This is a genomic window from Halomonas sp. KG2 (assembly GCA_030440445.1).
In the GTDB taxonomy this organism is placed as follows: domain Bacteria; phylum Pseudomonadota; class Gammaproteobacteria; order Pseudomonadales; family Halomonadaceae; genus Vreelandella.
Genome location: CP098528.1, coordinates 1,739,099 through 1,757,222, shown reverse-complemented (window position 1 = coordinate 1,757,222; position 18,124 = coordinate 1,739,099). Strand labels below are relative to the sequence as shown.

Below are 18,124 nucleotides of genomic sequence, written 5' to 3'. Positions count from 1 at the left end.
CAGTGGCCCCGCGATGTTTAAACAATGTCTGATTCGCTTTTTTATTGGCCATAGTGAACGCTTAAAAATCCTGCCCGGCCTGCGTTAATGTAGTCGGCACCATCAAACGAGCGCGTTGTAATGTAATCTTGATCCAACACGTTTTCCAACGTTACACGCGCACTCCATAGCGGGGCAAACTGCCAACCTGCACGCAGGTTAACCAGCCCGTAACCGCTGAGGCGGTCTTGGTTCTGCGCATCACGATAACGGTGGTTTTGAGCAATCCAGGAGCCACCCACCGACCAGTCGCCAAGCTCACGGTCTACGTCTAAGCGAAGGCTTTGTGAGGCACGGTTTTGCAGGCGCTTACCTGTTAGGCGGTTTTCAGGGTCGGTGTAGGTCAGCGCGGCGGCTAGCGTCCAATCGTCGAGCTCAACGCCAGCAGCCAGTTCAGCCCCACGAATACGGGTTTCAGGTACGTTAAACAACAGCCCTTGACCAGTAATCAAGTTGTCGATATCGGTTTGATAGAGTGCCATATCCCAGAACCAATGGGCGTACTGACCGCGCACACCTACCTCAATGCTTTCCGACGTTTCAGACTCTAAGTCGGGATTACCAAAGCCTGGGAAATAGAGCTGGTTGTAGGTGGGTGCGTTAAAGGCTGTACCGTAGTTAGCACGCAAGGTGTGGTGACCGTCTACGTCATAGCCCACGCCCACACTGCCGGTGACTTCTTCGCCGTAAGCTTCATTGTCATCAAAGCGTAAGCTGGCTTGCAGAGTAAAGGGTGCAAAATCGAGCAAGGCTTGGGTAAATACCGCCGCGTTGCTACGGCTAGTTTCATCGTACGCCGTAGTGCTATTAACGCGATCTTCGCTGTATTCAGCGCCTGCAATCAGCTCGTGGGCACCCGCTGTGAAGGTGTTTTCCCAGCGCGCGGTACTCACCTTGGTGTTAAACACTGAGTCACCAAAGCTATTGATGTTATCGCTTTCATCACGAGATTCGCTGAGTGTTAAACGGCTGCGCCAGTTATCGGTTATCGGCAGCTCGCCGTAGACACCCGCCACCTGCTGAACGAAGTCGTTTTCACCGCCATCGTATTCGTTATGACCACGGGCACGAAGCGCCAACACGCCCGCTTCTGCACCACTTTCAAAGGTGTGAGACACCCGCGCTAACGCCGTGGTGTTGTCATAGCCCTTATCGTCGCCATCGCGTCGAATCGGTTGACCATCCGTGGTGAAGTGGCTAGCGGCAAAGCTATAGCGGGTGCCGCCCTCTTTGCCACTAATACCGGCACTCAGGCGCTGGGTATTAAACGAACCACCACCGACAGAGACACGCGGTTGCGGCCCCTGTTCTTCACCTTGGGGGGTAAACAGCTGAATAACACCGCCAATCGCGTCGGCACCATAGAGGCTGCCACGCGGACCACGCACAATTTCGGCACGATCAAACATGCGCGGCTCCAGATGCTGCCAGGCAGCCCCACCACTAGTGGCAGAACGAAGACGAATACCGTCAATCAACAGGACATTTTGGCCGCTACCGCTGCCGCGAATAAAAACACTGCTGTTTTTGCCAAAGCTGCCGTTGGTGGAAACATCCACCCCTGGCTGGCCGCGAAACAGGTCGGTAATACTTACCGGATCTTGACGGCGTAGCGTTGCCTCATCCAGTACAGTCACCGAGGACAGGCTGTCATTAGCAGTACGCGGGGCTAGTGCGGCGGTAACAACAACGGGGTTTAATGCATTCGTAGCAGACTGCGCGTTAGATTGGGCTTGAACGGCCATGGGCAATGCGGCCATCGCAAATGCCGCCAGCGCGGCAGTAGAATGAAAACGGTAAGACATGAGGAGATCCCTTGCTCACTGTGCTCACCCGCACAGCGTATTTTTTTGACCGGGCAGAGGGATGATGGGGAGATCGGCAGCCTAAGCTGGCTATATCACCCTGAGCACGCCCTCCGCGTCTCGGCATGTTGTGGCTCTTTAGAACCATGCCTCTTAGGCCGGTCTCCGGGCTGACGAGCGAAAAGCAGATAACAACATCCTGCCTTTCCGAACGACCACCTTCCCATGCATTAGCACAGTGGCATCTTTAGCCGTTCTTATCTCGATCACCGTTGCGGGGGCAGCGCTGGATTCACGTTAGTGTTCACCAACTTCCCGTTTAACTGATGGCGGTAATCGCCACCAGCACCTGAGAGTGCGCGTAAACTAGCAACTTGTTAGGGGCTGGTCAATTGAACCGATTAGGGTTTAAGCGCCTGCACGAGCCCATGTCGTACATGCCAGACCTGCTCGGATTGGGCGGCGGCGTCTTGGCTAAACCAGCCGCTTAAATCGCGCAGGCGGCGCTGGTCTCGGGCCATAGGAACGATTCCTCGCCCTAACTCGTTCATGATGATCACCAGCGTCACGCCACGGGTTTGTGCGGCAGTGGCCAAGCTTTGCAGATCTCCCCGCCAAAGAGCGCGCGACGCATCGCTGCTCATATCCGCGTGCAGCACTGCCGCTAACCACTCAAACACACCGTGCAGAACGAACGGCACATTAGGCTGCATGATATGGGTCACTTCGTGTAAACGCTGCCCTGGAGAAAGCCGCCACCAAACAGCGCTGGGAAAGCGTGCTTTTACAACATCGCGCTTACCTGCGCAGGCACCGCCGATGAACAGCTGCATTGCCACTCTCCTTTGCCATCTTCACGTTTTAGATACGTCAGTTGCCAACGCCGTCCTTGTGCTTGGTGAACGATGCCTTCCCAAAAGCCAATGGTTTCGAAACGACGCCGCAACTCGCGTATTACCCCGCCGTGGGTAACAACCAGCACTTTTTGATAATGATGTTCGCGGGCGTGCACAGCCACCTCTTCAAGCCAAGCATTTAAACGCTCACGTAGCTGGCCAGACGATTCGCCGCCGGGAATTTGCAGCTCACCCACGCTATCAATCCAGGCGCGATAATGGGGTAAGTCTTTTAGTTCATCGTAAACTTTGCCTTCATAGTCACCAAAATCCAGCTCACGTAATCGTGGTTCTAGATACAGCGGCATACCCGGCTTTGCCGCCTGCGACCACTCAAGGGTTTGCTGACAGCGGTTTAAATCGCTTGAATAAACAGCGTCAAAACTCTCTTCCGCCAATGCGTCACGCAGTGCCAGCAGCCCCGCTTCTGCATCAGGAAATAGCAGCGGAATATCGCGCTGCCCTTGGTAGCGGCGCTCTAAATTCCAGGCGGTGATACCGTGGCGAACTGCCACCAACTCCACATTAAGACCAGTAGCCAAAGCTCTCCTCCTTCAATGGTGGCACCTACCATATCACCATTGATGCCGTTAAATAGCCGCAGCATTGCCCTTCTGGCGATTGCTACCCACACGATGATAACCAACCCCCAGACAAGCAGTGTCGGTGAAACCGCAACAACCAGCGCTAACGGTAGCAAGGCATAACCAGCATCACGGGGGCTAAGCGACTGCTGCCAGCTCCATGCGAGCCCCTTCCCGTGAGCGCAGGGAGTAAAAATCAGTAATGCGACCCCAGCCAATCGGCCTAATGCAGGCACTGCCACCAGCCACCACAGCGGCGCCTGATAAGCCACCAGTGCCCAAAGCAATACGCCCTTCCAGGCCAGCAAAAACAGCAACGCCAGGATGCCGAAACTGCCTACCTGAGCGTCCTTCATGATTTCCCAACGCCGCTCAAGGGGCTGGTTACTGCCTAACGCATCGGCAAGGTCCATTACGCCATCAAGATGTAAACCACCCGAAAGCGCTACCCATAGGCTTAGCAGTAGCAACGCAGTGATTGGCGCTGGTGACGCTATGACACTTAATAGCAGCGCGCTTAGCGCCAGCACGCTGCCAATTAATAACCCTACCAACGGATAGGCGCGAATTGCCCAGCGACGGGTGGCTGGTGTCCATGGGCAGGCAATCGGAAGCGGAATTCGGGTTAGAAACTGCAGCGCGAGTATTAGGCCGAACAGCGCATTTTTCATCGTTTCCACTCCATGGCACAGCCCGCGATGACTTCAAGCACTGAGTCAGCTTCCGCCGCTAACCAGCGGTGTAAGCACTGGATAAACTCAACGTAGCGCCAGGTAGCGGAGTGATCAGGAATCAGCTCTTCGTTGAGATCGTTCGACACAATCACCAGTGTTAGCCCCCGTGCTTGTGCATCACGCAGGCAGCGACCCAACAGCACTAGGCCTTGCTCATCACTGAATTCTTCATTTGGCTCAGCGCCAAACAACACTTGTCCTGCCCATAGGGTTAAACAATCGAGTAGCACCGCGTGGTGATCAGGCACTTGGGCAATCGCTTGGTCAATTGCCAGGGGCGCCTCTAGCGTTACCCATTGGCCTTCCCGGCGAGCTTGGTGGCGCGATACCCGGTCGACCATTTCGGCGTCATAAACATTGGCGGTGGCAATGTAATAGCAACTGGCGTCACCTGCCGCGCTGAGCACACGCTGCTCCGCTACTTGGCTTTTTCCAGAGCGAGCGCCCCCACTAACAAAGACAATCATGCAGCACCTTTAGCAACCGGTTATTTGCCGACTCGTCACGCAGTGCCAAACGTAACCAACTGCCCTCAAGCCCTTTAAAGCTGTAGGTATGCCTCGCCAGCAGTCCTTTATAAAGCATGCGTTCAAACAGGTCTGCGCTGGTCACGCCGCGCTCACGCTGTAAAATACCTGGCCGCACAAGGAAAAAGCAGCTGTGACTGGGTACCACCTCAAGCCCTAGCGCCTGCAACGCCTTGCCCAGACGTGGCTGCTCACTAGCCAGCCACTGCTGGGTGAGCCGTGCAAACTCGCCATCCTCTAACAGCGGCGCCACCAGCTCGGCAGCAAAATGGTTCACACTCCAGGGCGGTTGATGGCGGCTCATGGCGTCTACTATGTTTTCCGCAGCCAGCACGTAGCCTAGGCGCAATCCAGGCAAGGTATAAAACTTGGTCATTGAGCGTAGTAGTACTAGGTGACAGTAACGCTTAAGCAGCGGCGTCAGCGCCTCGACGCCTGTTGATAGATCGATAAATGCTTCGTCGACCACCACTTGGGTTCCGGTAGCCTGCGTATGCGCTAGCAGTGTCTCTACTGCATCGATGGGTATCAGCGTGCCAGTTGGGTTATTCGGACGACACAGAAACACCACGTCGGCGTTTGCTGCGTTCTCTAGCAAGTCGGCCATATCACAAGCGAAATGCGGCTCTCGCAATACATGCTCGGTCATTTCAATCCGGTGGGCAGAACAGGCTCTGGCATATTCACCAAAGCTGGGAGCCAATAATAAGGCTCGGCCACCGGCATGCAGCGCAGCGGTAAGAAAAATGGCCTCCGCCCCACCATTGGTTAGCAGTACTTGTGCTGGTTGAACACCATTTTGCGCCGCAATGGCCTGCCGGGCCGAAGCGTAGTCCGGCGAGGGATAGCGACTAAGCCCACCAAGCCGTGTTACCAACCAGCTTGCCAGCCACTCGGGCGGCCCAAGCGGGTTAAGGTTAGCGCTCACATCGTCAACCACATGATCGGCAGGTAGCCCAAAACGCTTCAGCAGCGCTGCGGCCTGGCCACCATGGCTTGGCCAATCAGCCACCTTGTGAACGTTGGTTTGACGACTCATAGCCATGAAATCCCCGCGCCTGCCGACCCCATTAATACGCCCGTTAATACACTCATCAACACGGCCATTAACAAGAAAAACAGCAGCCAAGCACCGTGCATTAATTTAATGGTGGCGTTGATATGCGAACACGTCAGCGTTTCCAGCGGAGTGCCAAGGGTTGCTCGATGGGAAACCACCCCCTGATAAACATTGGTGCCGCCCAACTGCACACCCAACAAGTTCGCGACCATGGCTTCTGGCCAACCCGCATTAGGGCTTGGGTGACGGGGCGCTTGGCGGCAGGTGGCCAACATGGCCCGGCGCCAATAGAGCGTTGAGGATTGCCAGCTGATTAGCCCCCCGGCAGCCCACAAGCATAGCGCGGTCAGCCTAGCGGGCAGCCAGTTAGCGATATCATCAAGCTTCGCCGAGGCATAGCCGAAGTCGCTGTAGCGTTCGTTTTGATACCCCACCATGGAATCCAGCGTGTTGATTGCTTTGTAAGCCAGCGCCAGCGGCGCACCGCCGATAAACGCGAAGAATAGCGGCGAGGTGATGCCATCCACGGTATTTTCTGCAATGGTTTCCACCGCACCACGGGTAATCTCCGCCTCATCCAGCTGCTCGGTATCACGCCCCACCACCATGGCAAGCGCCTTTCGCGCCGATACTAAATCACCGTTAGCCAGCGGCACGGCAATGGCGCGCCCCGCTTCCGCCAAGCCTTTTATGGCCAGCGTTGTCGCCAGCAACCAAAGCTCGGCGGCTAGCCCAATCCAAGGGTGCACCCAAGTCAGTAGCTCCAAACTCAGCCAAGCGAAACTAAACGTGCCCAGCACAATGATTGCGGTGAGTAAAAAGCCCAGGAGTCGACGGCGCTTGTCACTGCCCTGGTTCCAGCGCTGCTCAAGTACGCTGATGGCACGCCCAATGATGACCACTGGATGCGGCAACGAACGCGGGTCACCAACGACTAAGTCGATGACAATCGCCAGTGCAACAATAACGATCCCGCCATACATGACGCCCCCAGTCATGGCGCACTATTATCGTGAATACCCGCATCGGCAAAAGTGGCCATCTCACTAAGCATCGCGGCGGCGGCCTGCAATAAAGGAAACGCCAATGCCGCGCCACTGCCTTCTCCCAGGCGCATTCCCAAGGCTAGCAGCGGCGATGCATCAAGTGCCTCAAGAACCGCGGCATGGCCGGGCTCTTCAGAGCGATGCCCAAAAATCAAATAACCACGTACCGCCGGACATAAACGGCAGGCCGTCAGGGCGGCTACCGTAGCAATAAAGCCATCCACAATGGCCGGCAGTCGGTTTGCCGCCGTGGCCAAATAAGCTCCTGTCATGGCAGCGATCTCTAACCCGCCAAGCTTGGTTAGCACCTCCATGGGGTCTTCGGCATTGGCTTGGCGTGCCTTTAGCGCCCGCTCGATCACCGCTACTTTATGGGCCTGCTGGGCGCTGTTAATACCGGTGCCAGCGCCCACCAGCTGGGCCACTGGCTTACCGGTTAGCGCCGCCAGCATGGCGCTGCTTGCCGTGGTATTAGCAATGCCCATTTCACCAACAATAATGCATTTCGCACCCGCCTGAATGGCGCGTTCAACGGCTTCGCAGCCTACCTGTAACGCAGCCAGCGCTTCGTCACGGCTCATGGCATCTTCAAGCACCATATTGGCGGTGCCCGCGCGCACTTTGGCATCAATCACGCCAGGCATTGCCAGCGGTGCCGTAACACCAACATCCACAACCTCAATTTGGGCACCAATTTGTCTGGCAAAGACGTTGATCGCCGCCCCGCCATGAGCAAAGTTAGCCACCATTTGCGCCGTCACTTCTTGTGGAAAGGCCGATACGCCCTCTTCAGCAACCCCGTGATCAGCAGCAAAGACAATGATCGCCGGTGGCGTGATGCTTGGCTGACATTCACCCGTGATCTCACTAAGCGTAACGGCCAATGCCTCTAACTGGCCGAGGCTGCCCGGCGGCTTGGTGAGCGTATCAATATAGCGAAGCGTCAATTCGCCAGTGTGGCTATCAAGTGGCGTGACTTGGTTAACGATGGAATGCATAGCAGCTCCAGGGCAGCAATCGAATTCATTTTGCGCCAGATGGTAGCAAAAGCGCGGCTGCTATACTTGCGCTTTAAGCTGCTTCAACACGCAACAACCCCTTCCGGGGATGGATTGTCCTGTTAGCTGTAATGTTCATAAAAGCATCATCATTTACGACGATAGTTGCTATTAATCAGGGGTAATAAAACTACAAATATGGTTTTTATTGCCGTAAAGTCTCTTATATCGACACAAAAAGATGTAAAATAACTACAAACTTGACTCACCGTCTCTACCATGCAGAGGTCTCTATGCCGAGCTCAACACCCGCTACTTTAAATCCTACCGTTGCTGAGGTTACCCAACGCATTCGTGAGCGCTCTGCTGAGCGGCGTGCTCTCTATGAGCAACGCATGGCGGACCAGCATAAGCGTGGTGTGCACCGTGCAGAGCTATCCTGCGGTAACCTGGCCCACGGCTTTGCCGCCTGTAGCCCCCAAGAGAAAGACTCCCTGAAGCTAATGAATAGCGCCAACTTGGGGATCATTTCTTCTTACAACGATATGTTGTCGGCCCACCAGCCGTTTGAAACCTTCCCGGAAACCATCAAAGCCGCTGCTAGCGCCATGGGCTCAACCGCCCAGTTTGCCGGTGGTGTTCCTGCCATGTGTGATGGGGTTACCCAAGGGCAACCGGGCATGGAACTGTCGCTGTTTTCCCGCGACGTGATTGCGATGGCTGCTGCGGTTGGGCTTTCACACAACATGTTTGATGCTGCCCTTTATCTGGGCGTGTGCGACAAGATTATCCCTGGTCTGTTTATCGCAGCAGCACGCTTTGGTCACCTGCCTGCTATGTTCGTACCCGCTGGCCCAATGCCCAGCGGCCTACCGAACAAAGAGAAAGCGCGCATCCGTCAGCTATACGCAGAAGGCAAAGTGGGCCGCGAAGAGCTGCTGCAAGCGGAGTCTGACTCCTATCACAGCCCTGGCACCTGCACCTTCTACGGCACTGCCAACTCAAACCAGCTGATGATGGAAGTGATGGGGCTTCACCTGCCAGGCACCTCGTTTGTGAACCCAGGCACGGAAATGCGCGAAGCCTTGACCCGCTACGCGACCGAACAGGCTATTCGCAACACTGAACCTGGCGGCGACTACCGCCCTTTCTATAAGCAGATCGATGAACGCGCCATCGTCAACGCGGTGGTAGGTTTGTTGGCATCTGGCGGTTCAACCAACCATACGATGCATTTGATTGCCATGGCCGCTGCGTCGGGCATTACGCTGAACTGGGACGACTTCACAGATCTCTCCGCCGTAACGCCCAGCCTGATGCAGGTATACCCTAACGGCCAAGCAGACATTAACCACTTCCAGGCGGCAGGCGGCATGAGTTACCTGTTCCGCGAACTGCTGGGCGCTGGCTTGTTGCACGGCGATATCCCGACGGTGTTCGGCACCGATCTGACGGCCTACACACAAGAGCCCTTCCTGGAAAATGGCAAAGTGGTTTGGCGCGAAGGTCCAGAAAGCAGCTTAGATGAAACCGTTTTACGCCCAGTCGCTACCCCCTTTGCAGCGACTGGCGGCCTAACGGTAATGAAAGGCAACCTGGGACGCGGCGTGATCAAAGTATCCGCCGTTGCCGACGAACATCGTGTAGTAGAAGCCCCGGTGAAAATCTTCGCCGACCAGAACGAAATGAAGGCTGCGTTTGAATCCGGCGACTTAGATCGCGATGTCATCGTTGTGGTGCGCTTCCAGGGGCCAAAAGCCAATGGCATGCCGGAACTTCACAAACTGACGCCGTTCCTGGGCGTACTGCAGGACCGTGGCTTCAAAGTGGCACTGGTGACTGATGGCCGTATGTCTGGCGCGTCAGGTAAAGTGCCCGCAGCGATTCACATCAGCCCAGAAGCACTGGACGGTGGCCCGCTATCGAAACTGCGCGACGGCGACATTGTGCGCCTGGACGCCAACGCAGGTACGCTGGAAGCCAAAGTAGAGGCGGCTACCTGGGCCGATCGCGAGCGCGTAGTGGCGAATTTGGACCACTACCACGTTGGCCTAGGCCGCGAACTGTTTAGCGGCTTCCGCCACCTGGCCATGCGTGGCGAAGAAGGCGCAGGCTCGCTGGGCGGCTTTGAAGCCGACGACCTCGCTCGCCAACAGGGCCAGATTCTTCAAGAGGATGCCTAATGCGACCGGCCTTAATTGGTGATATTGGCGGTACCAATGCCCGCCTGGCGCTCGTCACGCCAGGTGAGGTGACGCCCCACGATATTATTAATCTTCCCTGCGCGGACTACCCTGGGGTTATCGACGCGATTCAGGATTACCTGGAGCGCGTGGGCGCCACGGGGGAAAATGCACCGCTGGAAGCCTGTTTGGCGTTTGCCTGCCCGGTTCACGCCGAGCGGGTCAAGATGACCAATAATCACTGGGATTTTATGAAAAGCGATGTTCAGCAGACGCTGAACCTATCGCTGTTTAAAGTGATTAATGACTTTACCGCACAGGCGCTGGGCGTTCCCCATGTGGATAGCGACAACCTAGTGGAAGTGCAAGCAGGTGTGGCTCAGTCTCACTCTACCCGCTTGGTGATTGGCCCCGGTACAGGTCTGGGCGTTGCTGGCGTTTTTCCCGGCCAACACGCCTGGATACCGCTCCCCACCGAGGGCGGCCACGTCACGTTCGCCCCCACTGACAGCACCGAGCGGGCGCTGTTGGATGTTTTTCTACAGCGCTACCAACGGGTCAGCGTAGAACGTATTTTATGCGGCCAGGGCTTACTGGAGCTGTATCAGGCCCATTGTGCTCTGAACGAGCAGACGCCTGGCTGCACGACGCCAGCCGAAGTTACTCAAGCCGCCAACCAGGGTGACCCTATCGCCACCGCCAGCCTACTGCGCTTTTTAAAAATCCTTGGCGATGTATGCGGCGACGCGACCCTAACAATGGGAGCTAGAGGCGGCGTTTATCTATGCGGCGGGATTTTACCGCGCCTACTGGAGTGGCTACCCAAATCCGAACTGCGTGATAGCTTTGCGAACAAGGGCCGGATGGGCGCGTATAACGCCGATATTCCCGTGTGGATTGTTACTCACCCGTGGACAGGGCTGCTCGGCGCCGCCGAAGCGCTGCATAACGAAGAAGTCTTTTAACTTATTAGGAATGCCCATGCCTGCTCACACCTTTGATGTGCCTTTTGTTCTCGGCATGATGCGCCTGCATGAAGCACCAGAGATGCATCAGGCGAGCTATCTCGCCGACTGGATCGAAGCCCGTATCGAGCAGGGGTTGCTCTGGTTCGACCATGCCGACATTTACGGGAACGGTGCGTGCGAGACGCTGTTTGGTCACGCGCTAAACACGCGTCCCGGACTGTCAAAACGGCTTAAGGTGGTGACCAAAGCGAGCATCGCCAACGATAACCCAGCCCACGGCTCTGGTAAGGTGAAACACTACAACGCCAGCCCGGATTATCTAAGCCGCGCCATTGACAATACACTTAACCGCCTTGGCGTCGAGCGGCTAGATCACTTTTTAATTCATCGCCCTGACTTATTAATGAACGCAGAAGCAACTGGCCGTGCCCTTGATGACGCTATCAATGCAGGCAAAATTGGCGCTGCGGGCATTTCTAACCATTTGCCAAGTCAGTGGCGTAGGCTGCAAAACGCCATGCACCACCCTTTACGTGCCAACCAAATCGAGCTTTCCATTAGCCATAATGCCCCCCTGTTTGATGGCAGCTTTGATGATCTATGTGCCGACGGCCATGCGCCGATGGCCTGGTCACCACTAGCGGGCGGCACGCTCATGCAAGGCGACGTCGGTAACGTTCTTAACCGCGTCGCCCGAGAGCAAAACGGCACCCCTAACGCGTTAGCGCTGGCTTGGCTGCGGTCACTGCCTAGTCGGCCGACTCCCGTTGTGGGCAGCGTGAAGCCTGAGCGTATTGCTGACATGCTCGACGGGCCTGAGACGCTCTCAAGAGAGACATGGTACGAGCTATTAGAGGCCGCGCGAGGCCACTGCGTCGCGTAATCCCATCATCAATTAATAATATAATGACAAGGAATGACTTATGATGCCGGTGATTGCTTTCGGTGAAGCCTTGGTTGATATGTTGTCCAGCCGCTTAGGCGATGACACTGGCCAAGAAACCTTCACGCCTTACGCGGGCGGCGCGCCTGCTAACGTCGCGGTTGCCTGTGCCCGACTTAACGTACCCAGCCAGTTTTTAGGCATGGTGGGCGACGATACGTTTGGCCACTTCCTGATTCGTGAGCTGAAAAGCCATGGTGTGGATACTCAGGGTGTGGTGTTGACCAAAGAAGCACGCACCGCGCTGGCGTTTGTTTCCCGGGATAGCAGCGGCGAGCGCACGTTTGATTTTTATCGCCCACCGGCGGCCGACCTGCTTTATCGCTTAGAGCACCTGCCCCACGGCGTGTTTGAACAACCGGCGATTGTTCACTTATGCAGCAACAGTTTGACTGACCCTGAGATTGCCGATACCACTTTAGCGATTGCCGCTATGGCAAAGCGCGCGGGCTGTTTAGTCAGCGTGGATGCCAACCTCCGCCACAATCTGTGGAGCGAAGGATCAGCCGACCTCTGGCTGGTAACCGAGCTATTGGATAGCGCCGATCTCGTTAAAGTCTCATTAGATGAGCTTGACTATCTGCGTGGTGGGCATTCTCAGGAAGCGTGGCTATCTCAGCGACTAGCCGCCGGGGTAAACGTAATTTTAATCACCGACGGCCCTAACAAGGTGGTGCTGAAAGGTGTTGGCCTTGACCACACCATCACACCACCTAAAGTGACCGCTGTTGACACCACCGCTGGCGGTGATGCATTTATTGGCGGCCTGCTGGCTGAGCTTTCACGGCACGGAATTGATGAAAACTGGTACCAGGACAGTGCCTTTCTAACCCGCGCGGTGGATATTGCCTGCCGCTGTGGTGCTCACGCAGTGACCCGCCCAGGCGCCTACGCCGCACTGCCGACCCATAGTGATATTGAAGCGCTAAGAAATACGTCACATCTGTAGCAAAAAAGGGCGTGCAACAGCACGCCCTTAATCACGCATCCCACTTAAACGCTAAATCCCACTAACGCGCTAACTACTACTGACGCGCTAACAAGTGCAAGAATCGGCTACCTTCTCTTGCGCTACCGGTGTTTTACTCGACACCACACTGCCACCGAGCAACTTTGCACTACCTTCCAATACGTACACATCAATCGAGCCTGTCGTTTGGGTTGTAAAGCTAACCTGAGTAATCGCTCGTTGTTGCGTATCACCGTTCACCAGGATCTCCAGCGAGCCATGATCACACCACCACTCTACCGTGATCGTTAAACCATCAACGCTGCCCGCTGCATGGCCACAGGCGAAATGGTCATCGAAAGCTGCTTGTCCGTTCACGCCATTACGCGTGTAGCGAAGTGCAACGTCCTCTTCTCCCGCTGCAAGCGTAAGCTGTTGATGATCTCCCTGCTGAAGCGACAGCGCCACTCGGCTGCCAGCCGTTAAGGTCAGTTCAAGCAAACCACGACTTACCGGTGGCAACGAGGTTAAGGCGCTATATTGCCCAACCCCCAGCATCGCCTGTGGCGGGATAGTATGCGGTACGGCTGTCAGCGCCTCATGGCACTCGCTGGCGATACGCTGGCAAAGCTGAATGCCGCTCGATGTCGCACGCAGGGTTAACTCCCTGGGCAGGCTCATCATTCCCCGCCAGCCGGCTTCAGGCGCATGATTGGCATACTGCCAATTATTCAGCCAAGCCACGGCTAAACGGCGCCCCGAAGTATTCGACCAGCTCTGCACGGCGTAAAAATCACGCCCTTCATCCATCATCATGACGTCATCAGGCGAGTGGTCGTTAGTAAAACACTGGCCGTCGAACTCGCCCACAAAATATTGCGTGAACGAGCCAAAGGCATTATCGGGCGTAGCCCCAATGCCAACGATTAATACCCAGCGGCTAGATAGCTGCCCATTCTTAGCACCTTCCACTGGCAGCTCGAACAAATCGGGGCACTCCCAAGGGTGCTGAGTATGCGCGCCGTGGCCTTCGCCAAACGCACTGGCAAACTGCCAGTGCAATAGGTTTTGCGAGGTATAAAAATGAATTTCCTGCCCACAGGCCAGCGCCATTACCCAACGCTGGGTAGCGGCATGCCACAACACTTTTGGGTCGCGAAAATCTTTTAATCCTGGCGCGGCAAGCACCGGGTTATGGGCGTACTGATGCCACGTCCGGCCCTTATCACGACTGTAGGCCACACACTGCGATTGCTCATAATCTTCAGGGTCATCGGAAAGCACTCGGTGGCAGGTATAAAACGCCAGCAGCCCCGGCTGACCGTCAAACAGCCCCGTCACATCATGCTCATCTACGATGGCACTACCTGAAAAACACGCCCCTTGGGCGTCTGGCATCAGTGCAATAGGCAAGTGCTCCCAGTCGCAGAGATCGGCGCTTACCGCATGCCCCCAATGCATGGGACCCCATACCGTGTCGTGGGGATGGTATTGATAAAAGAGATGATACTCCCCTTCGAAATATACAAGCCCGTTGGGGTCATTCATCCAGCCAGTAGGCGGCGTAAAATGCAGCGTTGGCCTAAGAGGAGTAAATTTGATGAGATTCAATGTAAAAAACCCTAACTTAATCGATTAAGTTGAGGCTATCACGCTTTTTTCTTCCCGGCTCTAGGTTTAGTGCGAAAGCTCGGCTAAAGGAGGATAAACAAGGGAAAAATTAACAAAAACCATCACGCTGCCTATTCCTGCACTTCCTCGATGGCACTAAATAGAGATTGAGCTAGCCGGGTCGATCTTTACGATGATTCAAAGACTCAAACGTCGACCTGGCACGAGAAGTTCTTCAAGCACTATCGACAGTGAACCTGCCAGGCTCAGCCTCCCACTGCCCGTGCATATACTTCAGTGGCGTCATCCCTGTGTGCTGACGGAAGAAATGAATAAAGGCGCTGTCCGAAGAGAACCCCAACAGATAGGCCACATCGTTAACCTGACGTTGCATTGATAACAGTTCGATAGCGGCAAGCAGACGCCATTGCTGGCGCCAGGCCTGGTAGCTCAGCCCGGTTTCACGGCAAAAAATCCGGCTAACCGTCTTAGCACTAGCACCGAACTGTCCTGCAAGCGGGATCAGAGCTGGGGGTAATTCCCCCTCAGGGCTCCAGCGTTCAACCAGCGCCTTCAAACGCGGGTGTAACGGTAGCGTCAGTTGCAGTGACTCACGCTCAGCCTGCTGCATCTCTTCTATAAACAACGCCAGCGTGTTGTGCGTATTAACATCCGTTATATCCCAAGGCCACCAGGCCATACGTTCGATCAGTGCGCGCAAAAGCTCATTCACTACGACCACTTTCACCTCCTGGCCAAGTAACTGAGACACCTCGAGGCTGAAGTAGACGGAGCGATATGACACCACATTGGTCATCATCGCCTGATGCTGAACCCCAGCAGGAATCCACGCCGCTCGAGTTGGCGGCAGCACGCATCGCTGACCATCCAGCACAATGCGCATACACCCACGAGGGGCATACAGCAGCTGCCCTTTGGCGTGACTGTGCATACCTGAATCATGGCGACCGACCTCGGCGGCAATTCCCACCACGTTGCCGACTACCAAGTCCGGGTTAAAAGACTGCTGCTGGTTGATCAGTGCCACTGTCTTATTTTCGACATATTTGGTTTGAATAACGTTATTTGAACAACACAAGACTAAGTAAGCTAGCGCCACGTTTCAAGAGACATGGAATCGTTACAATGAACCCGCTACTTTTTTTGATCCTGGCACTGATGATGTTCCCCCAGGTGGTCGAGACTATCTACAGCCCTGCACTACCGTCGATGGCGAGCTTTTTCGGCGTATCAGCCTCCACTGCGGGACTGACCCTCTCCTGCTATTTTTTAGTGTTCGCCTTTGGCGTAGTGTTCTGGGGCATGATGGCAGACAAGCTAGGTCGTCGTTCGGCAATGCTGCTTGGGCTGGGCTGCTACGCACTCGGTTCAGGCATTGCTATCTACGCTCCCGATTTTCATTGGCTACTGCTAGCCCGAGCGCTAAGCGCCTTTGGCGCAGCGACCGGCTCTGTGGTCTGCCAGACAATCTTGCGTGACCGTTGGCAGGGAGCGAAACTGGCACAGATTTTCTCTTACATGGGAATGGGTATCGCCCTTAGTCCAGTGGTCGGTCTGTTTGCTGGCGGGCAGTTGGTCAGCGTTGGTGGTCATCAGGCAGTGTTCAGCGCACTGCTTGTGCTGGCACTCCTGTTGCTTGCCATCACCGCCAAAATACTGCCAGAAACCCGCCAGGCACAGGTGCCTGTTGACCTAGTCACGCTAGGAAAACAGATGGTGAGAGACGCTGCGCTATGGCGCGATGTCATTCTGGTAGCCTGCTTTAACGTACTGCTGTTTGGCTATTATCTACAGGGCCCATTCCTATTTGATAGGCTTGGACTGAGCGCGCAGGCGTTCGGGTACAGCGGAGTAGCGCTGGCAACCGGCAGCATACTTGGCAGCTATGCCAACAAGACGCTACTCAAGAATGGCGGGAGCCCTCACCAACTTATCGCCCGAGCCTGTCAACTAGCGGTGGTCAGCGCCCTAGGCGTCTACACCCTGCAATCTTCCTTGCTATTCCTGTTACCGATGATGGGTATAACAGCAGCGTTTGCGGTGGCTATTCCCAATATCCTCAGCCGAGCACTTAAAAACTACCAGCAGCAGTTGGGCAGCGCTGGCGCCCTATTCGGCCTCGGCTACTACCTGCTAATAGGAGTAGGGCTCGGAGCCAGCAGTTGGCTAAATAATATGGGCCAGAGTGCCTTACTGTGTGCCATCACGGCACTACTCGCCACGGGTTGGGAAAGGTCGCGCCGATAACCCCCTACCTGGCACACCACAAAAAAGCCCGAGCATGGCAATATGCTCGGGCAAATGACTTACCCACACGACCCGATATCAGTGAGGCAAGTAACGAGAGTGCTCGTGTCGATTTACATCGTATTCGTTAGTGGTGAAAACGCTCAGCGGCCTGACGGGCCAGCTCGCGAATACCGTCCCAATCCTCTGCTTCAACCATGGCTTTCGGCGTTAGCCAAGAACCGCCTACACACATAACATTGGGTAGTGACAGGTAGGTTTCAGCGTTATCAACCGTGATACCGCCGGTTGGGCAAAAACGTGCTTCGGGAATCGGCGCGCCAAAGGCTTTGATAGCTTTGGCACCACCACTGGACTCAGCCGGGAAAAACTTGAAGCGGCGGTAGCCGTATTGCCAGCCTGTCATCAGCTCAGAGATCGTTGATACGCCGGGCAACATCGGCACCGGGCTCTCTACGCCATAGCGATAAAGCGCTTCAGTGGCGCCGGGTGTCACCACAAAATCCGCACCTACCTGTTCAGCTTGGCGGTATTGTGCGGGCGTTAACACGGTACCTACACCGATGCTAGCTCCCGGCAGCGCTTCTTTCATGCGTTTAATTGCTTCCAGCGCGCAGTCGGTACGCAAGGTAATTTCCAACACGCTTAAGCCACCTTCCACCAAGGCGCGACCTAGCGGTACCGCATCTTCAAGACGCTCAACGGTAATTACCGGAATGACCTCGGCTTTTAAGCAGATGCTGTCAAGCTCGGCAGTGCGCGTTGAGGGTAGCTGTTTATCGATTGTCATCAGTGAGTCTCCAAGCAGGTGTTACTGGCAAACGTTTATTGGCGAAAGCCCAGGCGTTACGGCGCCCAGTAGATCGCTAACGGGCAAGATAAAAACGCGCGAATAGGTAGCTTAAGGACATCATCACCATTCATGGCGTTTGCCAATACGCTGCGCTTATCATCGCCAGTAATATGTAAAATATGTCGATGCGCCTGATGTAGGCGATCTGCCGAGAAAGTAATACGCGGCTGCGGCTGACTAGGCGTGCGTACCGCGACAAGCGGCTCATCGGTAGAGAGCGCTAAACCTAGTTCTAGACTGTCGGGGAACAGCGACGCCGTATGGCCATCGCCGCCCATTCCCAAGATCACAACGCTGGCGGGCCAGGGCAGAGATGCCGTGCGTTTGGCAACCTCTTCAACTCCCTCTTCCGGCGTCGAGGCATCTGAGGTTAGCGGTACGAAGTTGGCGTTCGCAGCCGCTCCTTGAAGCAGGTTTTCGCGCACCAGCTTGGCATTGCTATCGCTACTTTCCTCACCCACCCAACGTTCGTCGGCCAAGGTGATATCAATGCGCTCCCAAGGCAGCGGCTTGGCTGCCAGCGCTTTAAAAAATGGCACCGGCGTAGAGCCACCCGAGACGACTAGTAGCGCGCGCTCTTGGCGATTTAAGTCTTCGGCCAATGCCTGGAAGACCGCTTCTGCCAGCTGTTGTGCTAGCGCCTGACGTGCTTCGCTCATA

The 18,124-nt window shown here is 55.6% G+C and carries 17 protein-coding genes and 1 riboswitch; of the genes, 5 read left to right on the top strand and 12 right to left on the bottom strand.

Annotated elements, in window-relative coordinates; genetic code table 11:
* Window positions 1–41: 41 nt before the first annotated feature.
* The 8 genes from NDQ72_08070 to cobT form a co-directional block, all read right to left on the bottom strand.
* Window positions 42–1,844, bottom strand: a complete 1,803-nt coding sequence (locus NDQ72_08070) for a TonB-dependent receptor (GenBank protein WKD29886.1) — start codon at window positions 1,842–1,844, stop codon at window positions 42–44.
* 138 nt (window positions 1,845–1,982) lie between these two features.
* Window positions 1,983–2,212, bottom strand: a riboswitch (cobalamin riboswitch).
* A 33-nt stretch (window positions 2,213–2,245) separates the two neighbouring features.
* Window positions 2,246–2,677 (bottom strand): bifunctional adenosylcobinamide kinase/adenosylcobinamide-phosphate guanylyltransferase, encoded by a 432-nt coding sequence (locus NDQ72_08065; protein WKD29885.1) that lies wholly within the window; start codon window positions 2,675–2,677, stop codon window positions 2,246–2,248.
* Complete coding sequence (locus NDQ72_08060) at window positions 2,629–3,282, bottom strand: histidine phosphatase family protein (GenBank protein WKD29884.1); 654 nt, start codon at window positions 3,280–3,282, stop codon at window positions 2,629–2,631. Before NDQ72_08060 ends, NDQ72_08065 begins: the two co-directional genes overlap by 49 nt.
* The gene (cobS, locus tag NDQ72_08055) at window positions 3,219–3,995 is read right to left on the bottom strand and encodes an adenosylcobinamide-GDP ribazoletransferase (protein ID WKD29883.1); all 777 of its coding nucleotides are present in this window, start codon (window positions 3,993–3,995) and stop codon (window positions 3,219–3,221) included. The genes NDQ72_08060 and cobS overlap by 64 nt, the downstream gene beginning before the upstream one ends.
* On the bottom strand, window positions 3,992–4,525 hold the full coding sequence (locus NDQ72_08050; protein WKD29882.1) for a bifunctional adenosylcobinamide kinase/adenosylcobinamide-phosphate guanylyltransferase: 534 nt from the start codon (window positions 4,523–4,525) through the stop codon (window positions 3,992–3,994). The genes cobS and NDQ72_08050 overlap by 4 nt, the downstream gene beginning before the upstream one ends.
* The gene (gene cobD / locus NDQ72_08045) at window positions 4,509–5,624 is read right to left on the bottom strand and encodes a threonine-phosphate decarboxylase CobD (protein WKD29881.1); all 1,116 of its coding nucleotides are present in this window, start codon (window positions 5,622–5,624) and stop codon (window positions 4,509–4,511) included. The genes NDQ72_08050 and cobD overlap by 17 nt, the downstream gene beginning before the upstream one ends.
* Window positions 5,621–6,628: an adenosylcobinamide-phosphate synthase CbiB gene (gene cbiB / locus NDQ72_08040; protein ID WKD29880.1), complete on the bottom strand. Its 1,008-nt coding sequence runs from the start codon at window positions 6,626–6,628 to the stop codon at window positions 5,621–5,623. The genes cobD and cbiB overlap by 4 nt, the downstream gene beginning before the upstream one ends.
* A gap of 11 nt (window positions 6,629–6,639) precedes the next feature.
* Window positions 6,640–7,689: a nicotinate-nucleotide--dimethylbenzimidazole phosphoribosyltransferase gene (cobT, locus tag NDQ72_08035; protein ID WKD29879.1), complete on the bottom strand. Its 1,050-nt coding sequence runs from the start codon at window positions 7,687–7,689 to the stop codon at window positions 6,640–6,642.
* 293 nt (window positions 7,690–7,982) lie between these two features.
* Here cobT and edd point away from each other — a divergent pair, with 293 nt between their 5' ends.
* The 4 genes from edd to NDQ72_08015 are packed head-to-tail and all read left to right on the top strand — an operon-like array spanning window position 7,983 to window position 12,732.
* Entirely contained in the window at window positions 7,983–9,872 is a 1,890-nt protein-coding gene (gene edd / locus NDQ72_08030) for a phosphogluconate dehydratase (protein WKD29878.1), read from the top strand.
* Window positions 9,872–10,837, top strand: coding sequence for a glucokinase (gene glk, locus NDQ72_08025; protein WKD29877.1), 966 nt, complete (start codon window positions 9,872–9,874; stop codon window positions 10,835–10,837). Before edd ends, glk begins: the two co-directional genes overlap by 1 nt.
* A gap of 16 nt (window positions 10,838–10,853) precedes the next feature.
* Window positions 10,854–11,723 (top strand): aldo/keto reductase, encoded by an 870-nt coding sequence (locus NDQ72_08020; protein ID WKD29876.1) that lies wholly within the window; start codon window positions 10,854–10,856, stop codon window positions 11,721–11,723.
* A gap of 40 nt (window positions 11,724–11,763) precedes the next feature.
* Window positions 11,764–12,732, top strand: a complete 969-nt coding sequence (locus NDQ72_08015; GenBank protein WKD29875.1) for a carbohydrate kinase — start codon at window positions 11,764–11,766, stop codon at window positions 12,730–12,732.
* 87 nt (window positions 12,733–12,819) lie between these two features.
* Here NDQ72_08015 and NDQ72_08010 read toward each other — a convergent pair whose 3' ends face one another.
* Together NDQ72_08010 and NDQ72_08005 are read right to left on the bottom strand one after the other, a co-directional pair.
* The gene (locus tag NDQ72_08010; protein WKD29874.1) at window positions 12,820–14,343 is read right to left on the bottom strand and encodes a glycoside hydrolase family 32 protein; all 1,524 of its coding nucleotides are present in this window, start codon (window positions 14,341–14,343) and stop codon (window positions 12,820–12,822) included.
* 235 nt (window positions 14,344–14,578) lie between these two features.
* Window positions 14,579–15,391 (bottom strand): helix-turn-helix transcriptional regulator, encoded by an 813-nt coding sequence (locus NDQ72_08005; protein ID WKD29873.1) that lies wholly within the window; start codon window positions 15,389–15,391, stop codon window positions 14,579–14,581.
* A gap of 98 nt (window positions 15,392–15,489) precedes the next feature.
* Here NDQ72_08005 and NDQ72_08000 point away from each other — a divergent pair, with 98 nt between their 5' ends.
* Complete coding sequence (locus NDQ72_08000) at window positions 15,490–16,611, top strand: multidrug effflux MFS transporter (GenBank protein ID WKD29872.1); 1,122 nt, start codon at window positions 15,490–15,492, stop codon at window positions 16,609–16,611.
* A 127-nt stretch (window positions 16,612–16,738) separates the two neighbouring features.
* Here the strand turns inward: NDQ72_08000 and NDQ72_07995 are convergent, their stop codons facing one another.
* Both NDQ72_07995 and pgl read right to left on the bottom strand, forming a co-directional pair.
* Window positions 16,739–17,401, bottom strand: coding sequence for a bifunctional 4-hydroxy-2-oxoglutarate aldolase/2-dehydro-3-deoxy-phosphogluconate aldolase (locus NDQ72_07995; GenBank protein ID WKD29871.1), 663 nt, complete (start codon window positions 17,399–17,401; stop codon window positions 16,739–16,741).
* 56 nt (window positions 17,402–17,457) lie between these two features.
* Window positions 17,458–18,123 (bottom strand): 6-phosphogluconolactonase, encoded by a 666-nt coding sequence (gene pgl, locus NDQ72_07990; GenBank protein ID WKD29870.1) that lies wholly within the window; start codon window positions 18,121–18,123, stop codon window positions 17,458–17,460.
* Window position 18,124 lies beyond the last annotated feature (1 nt).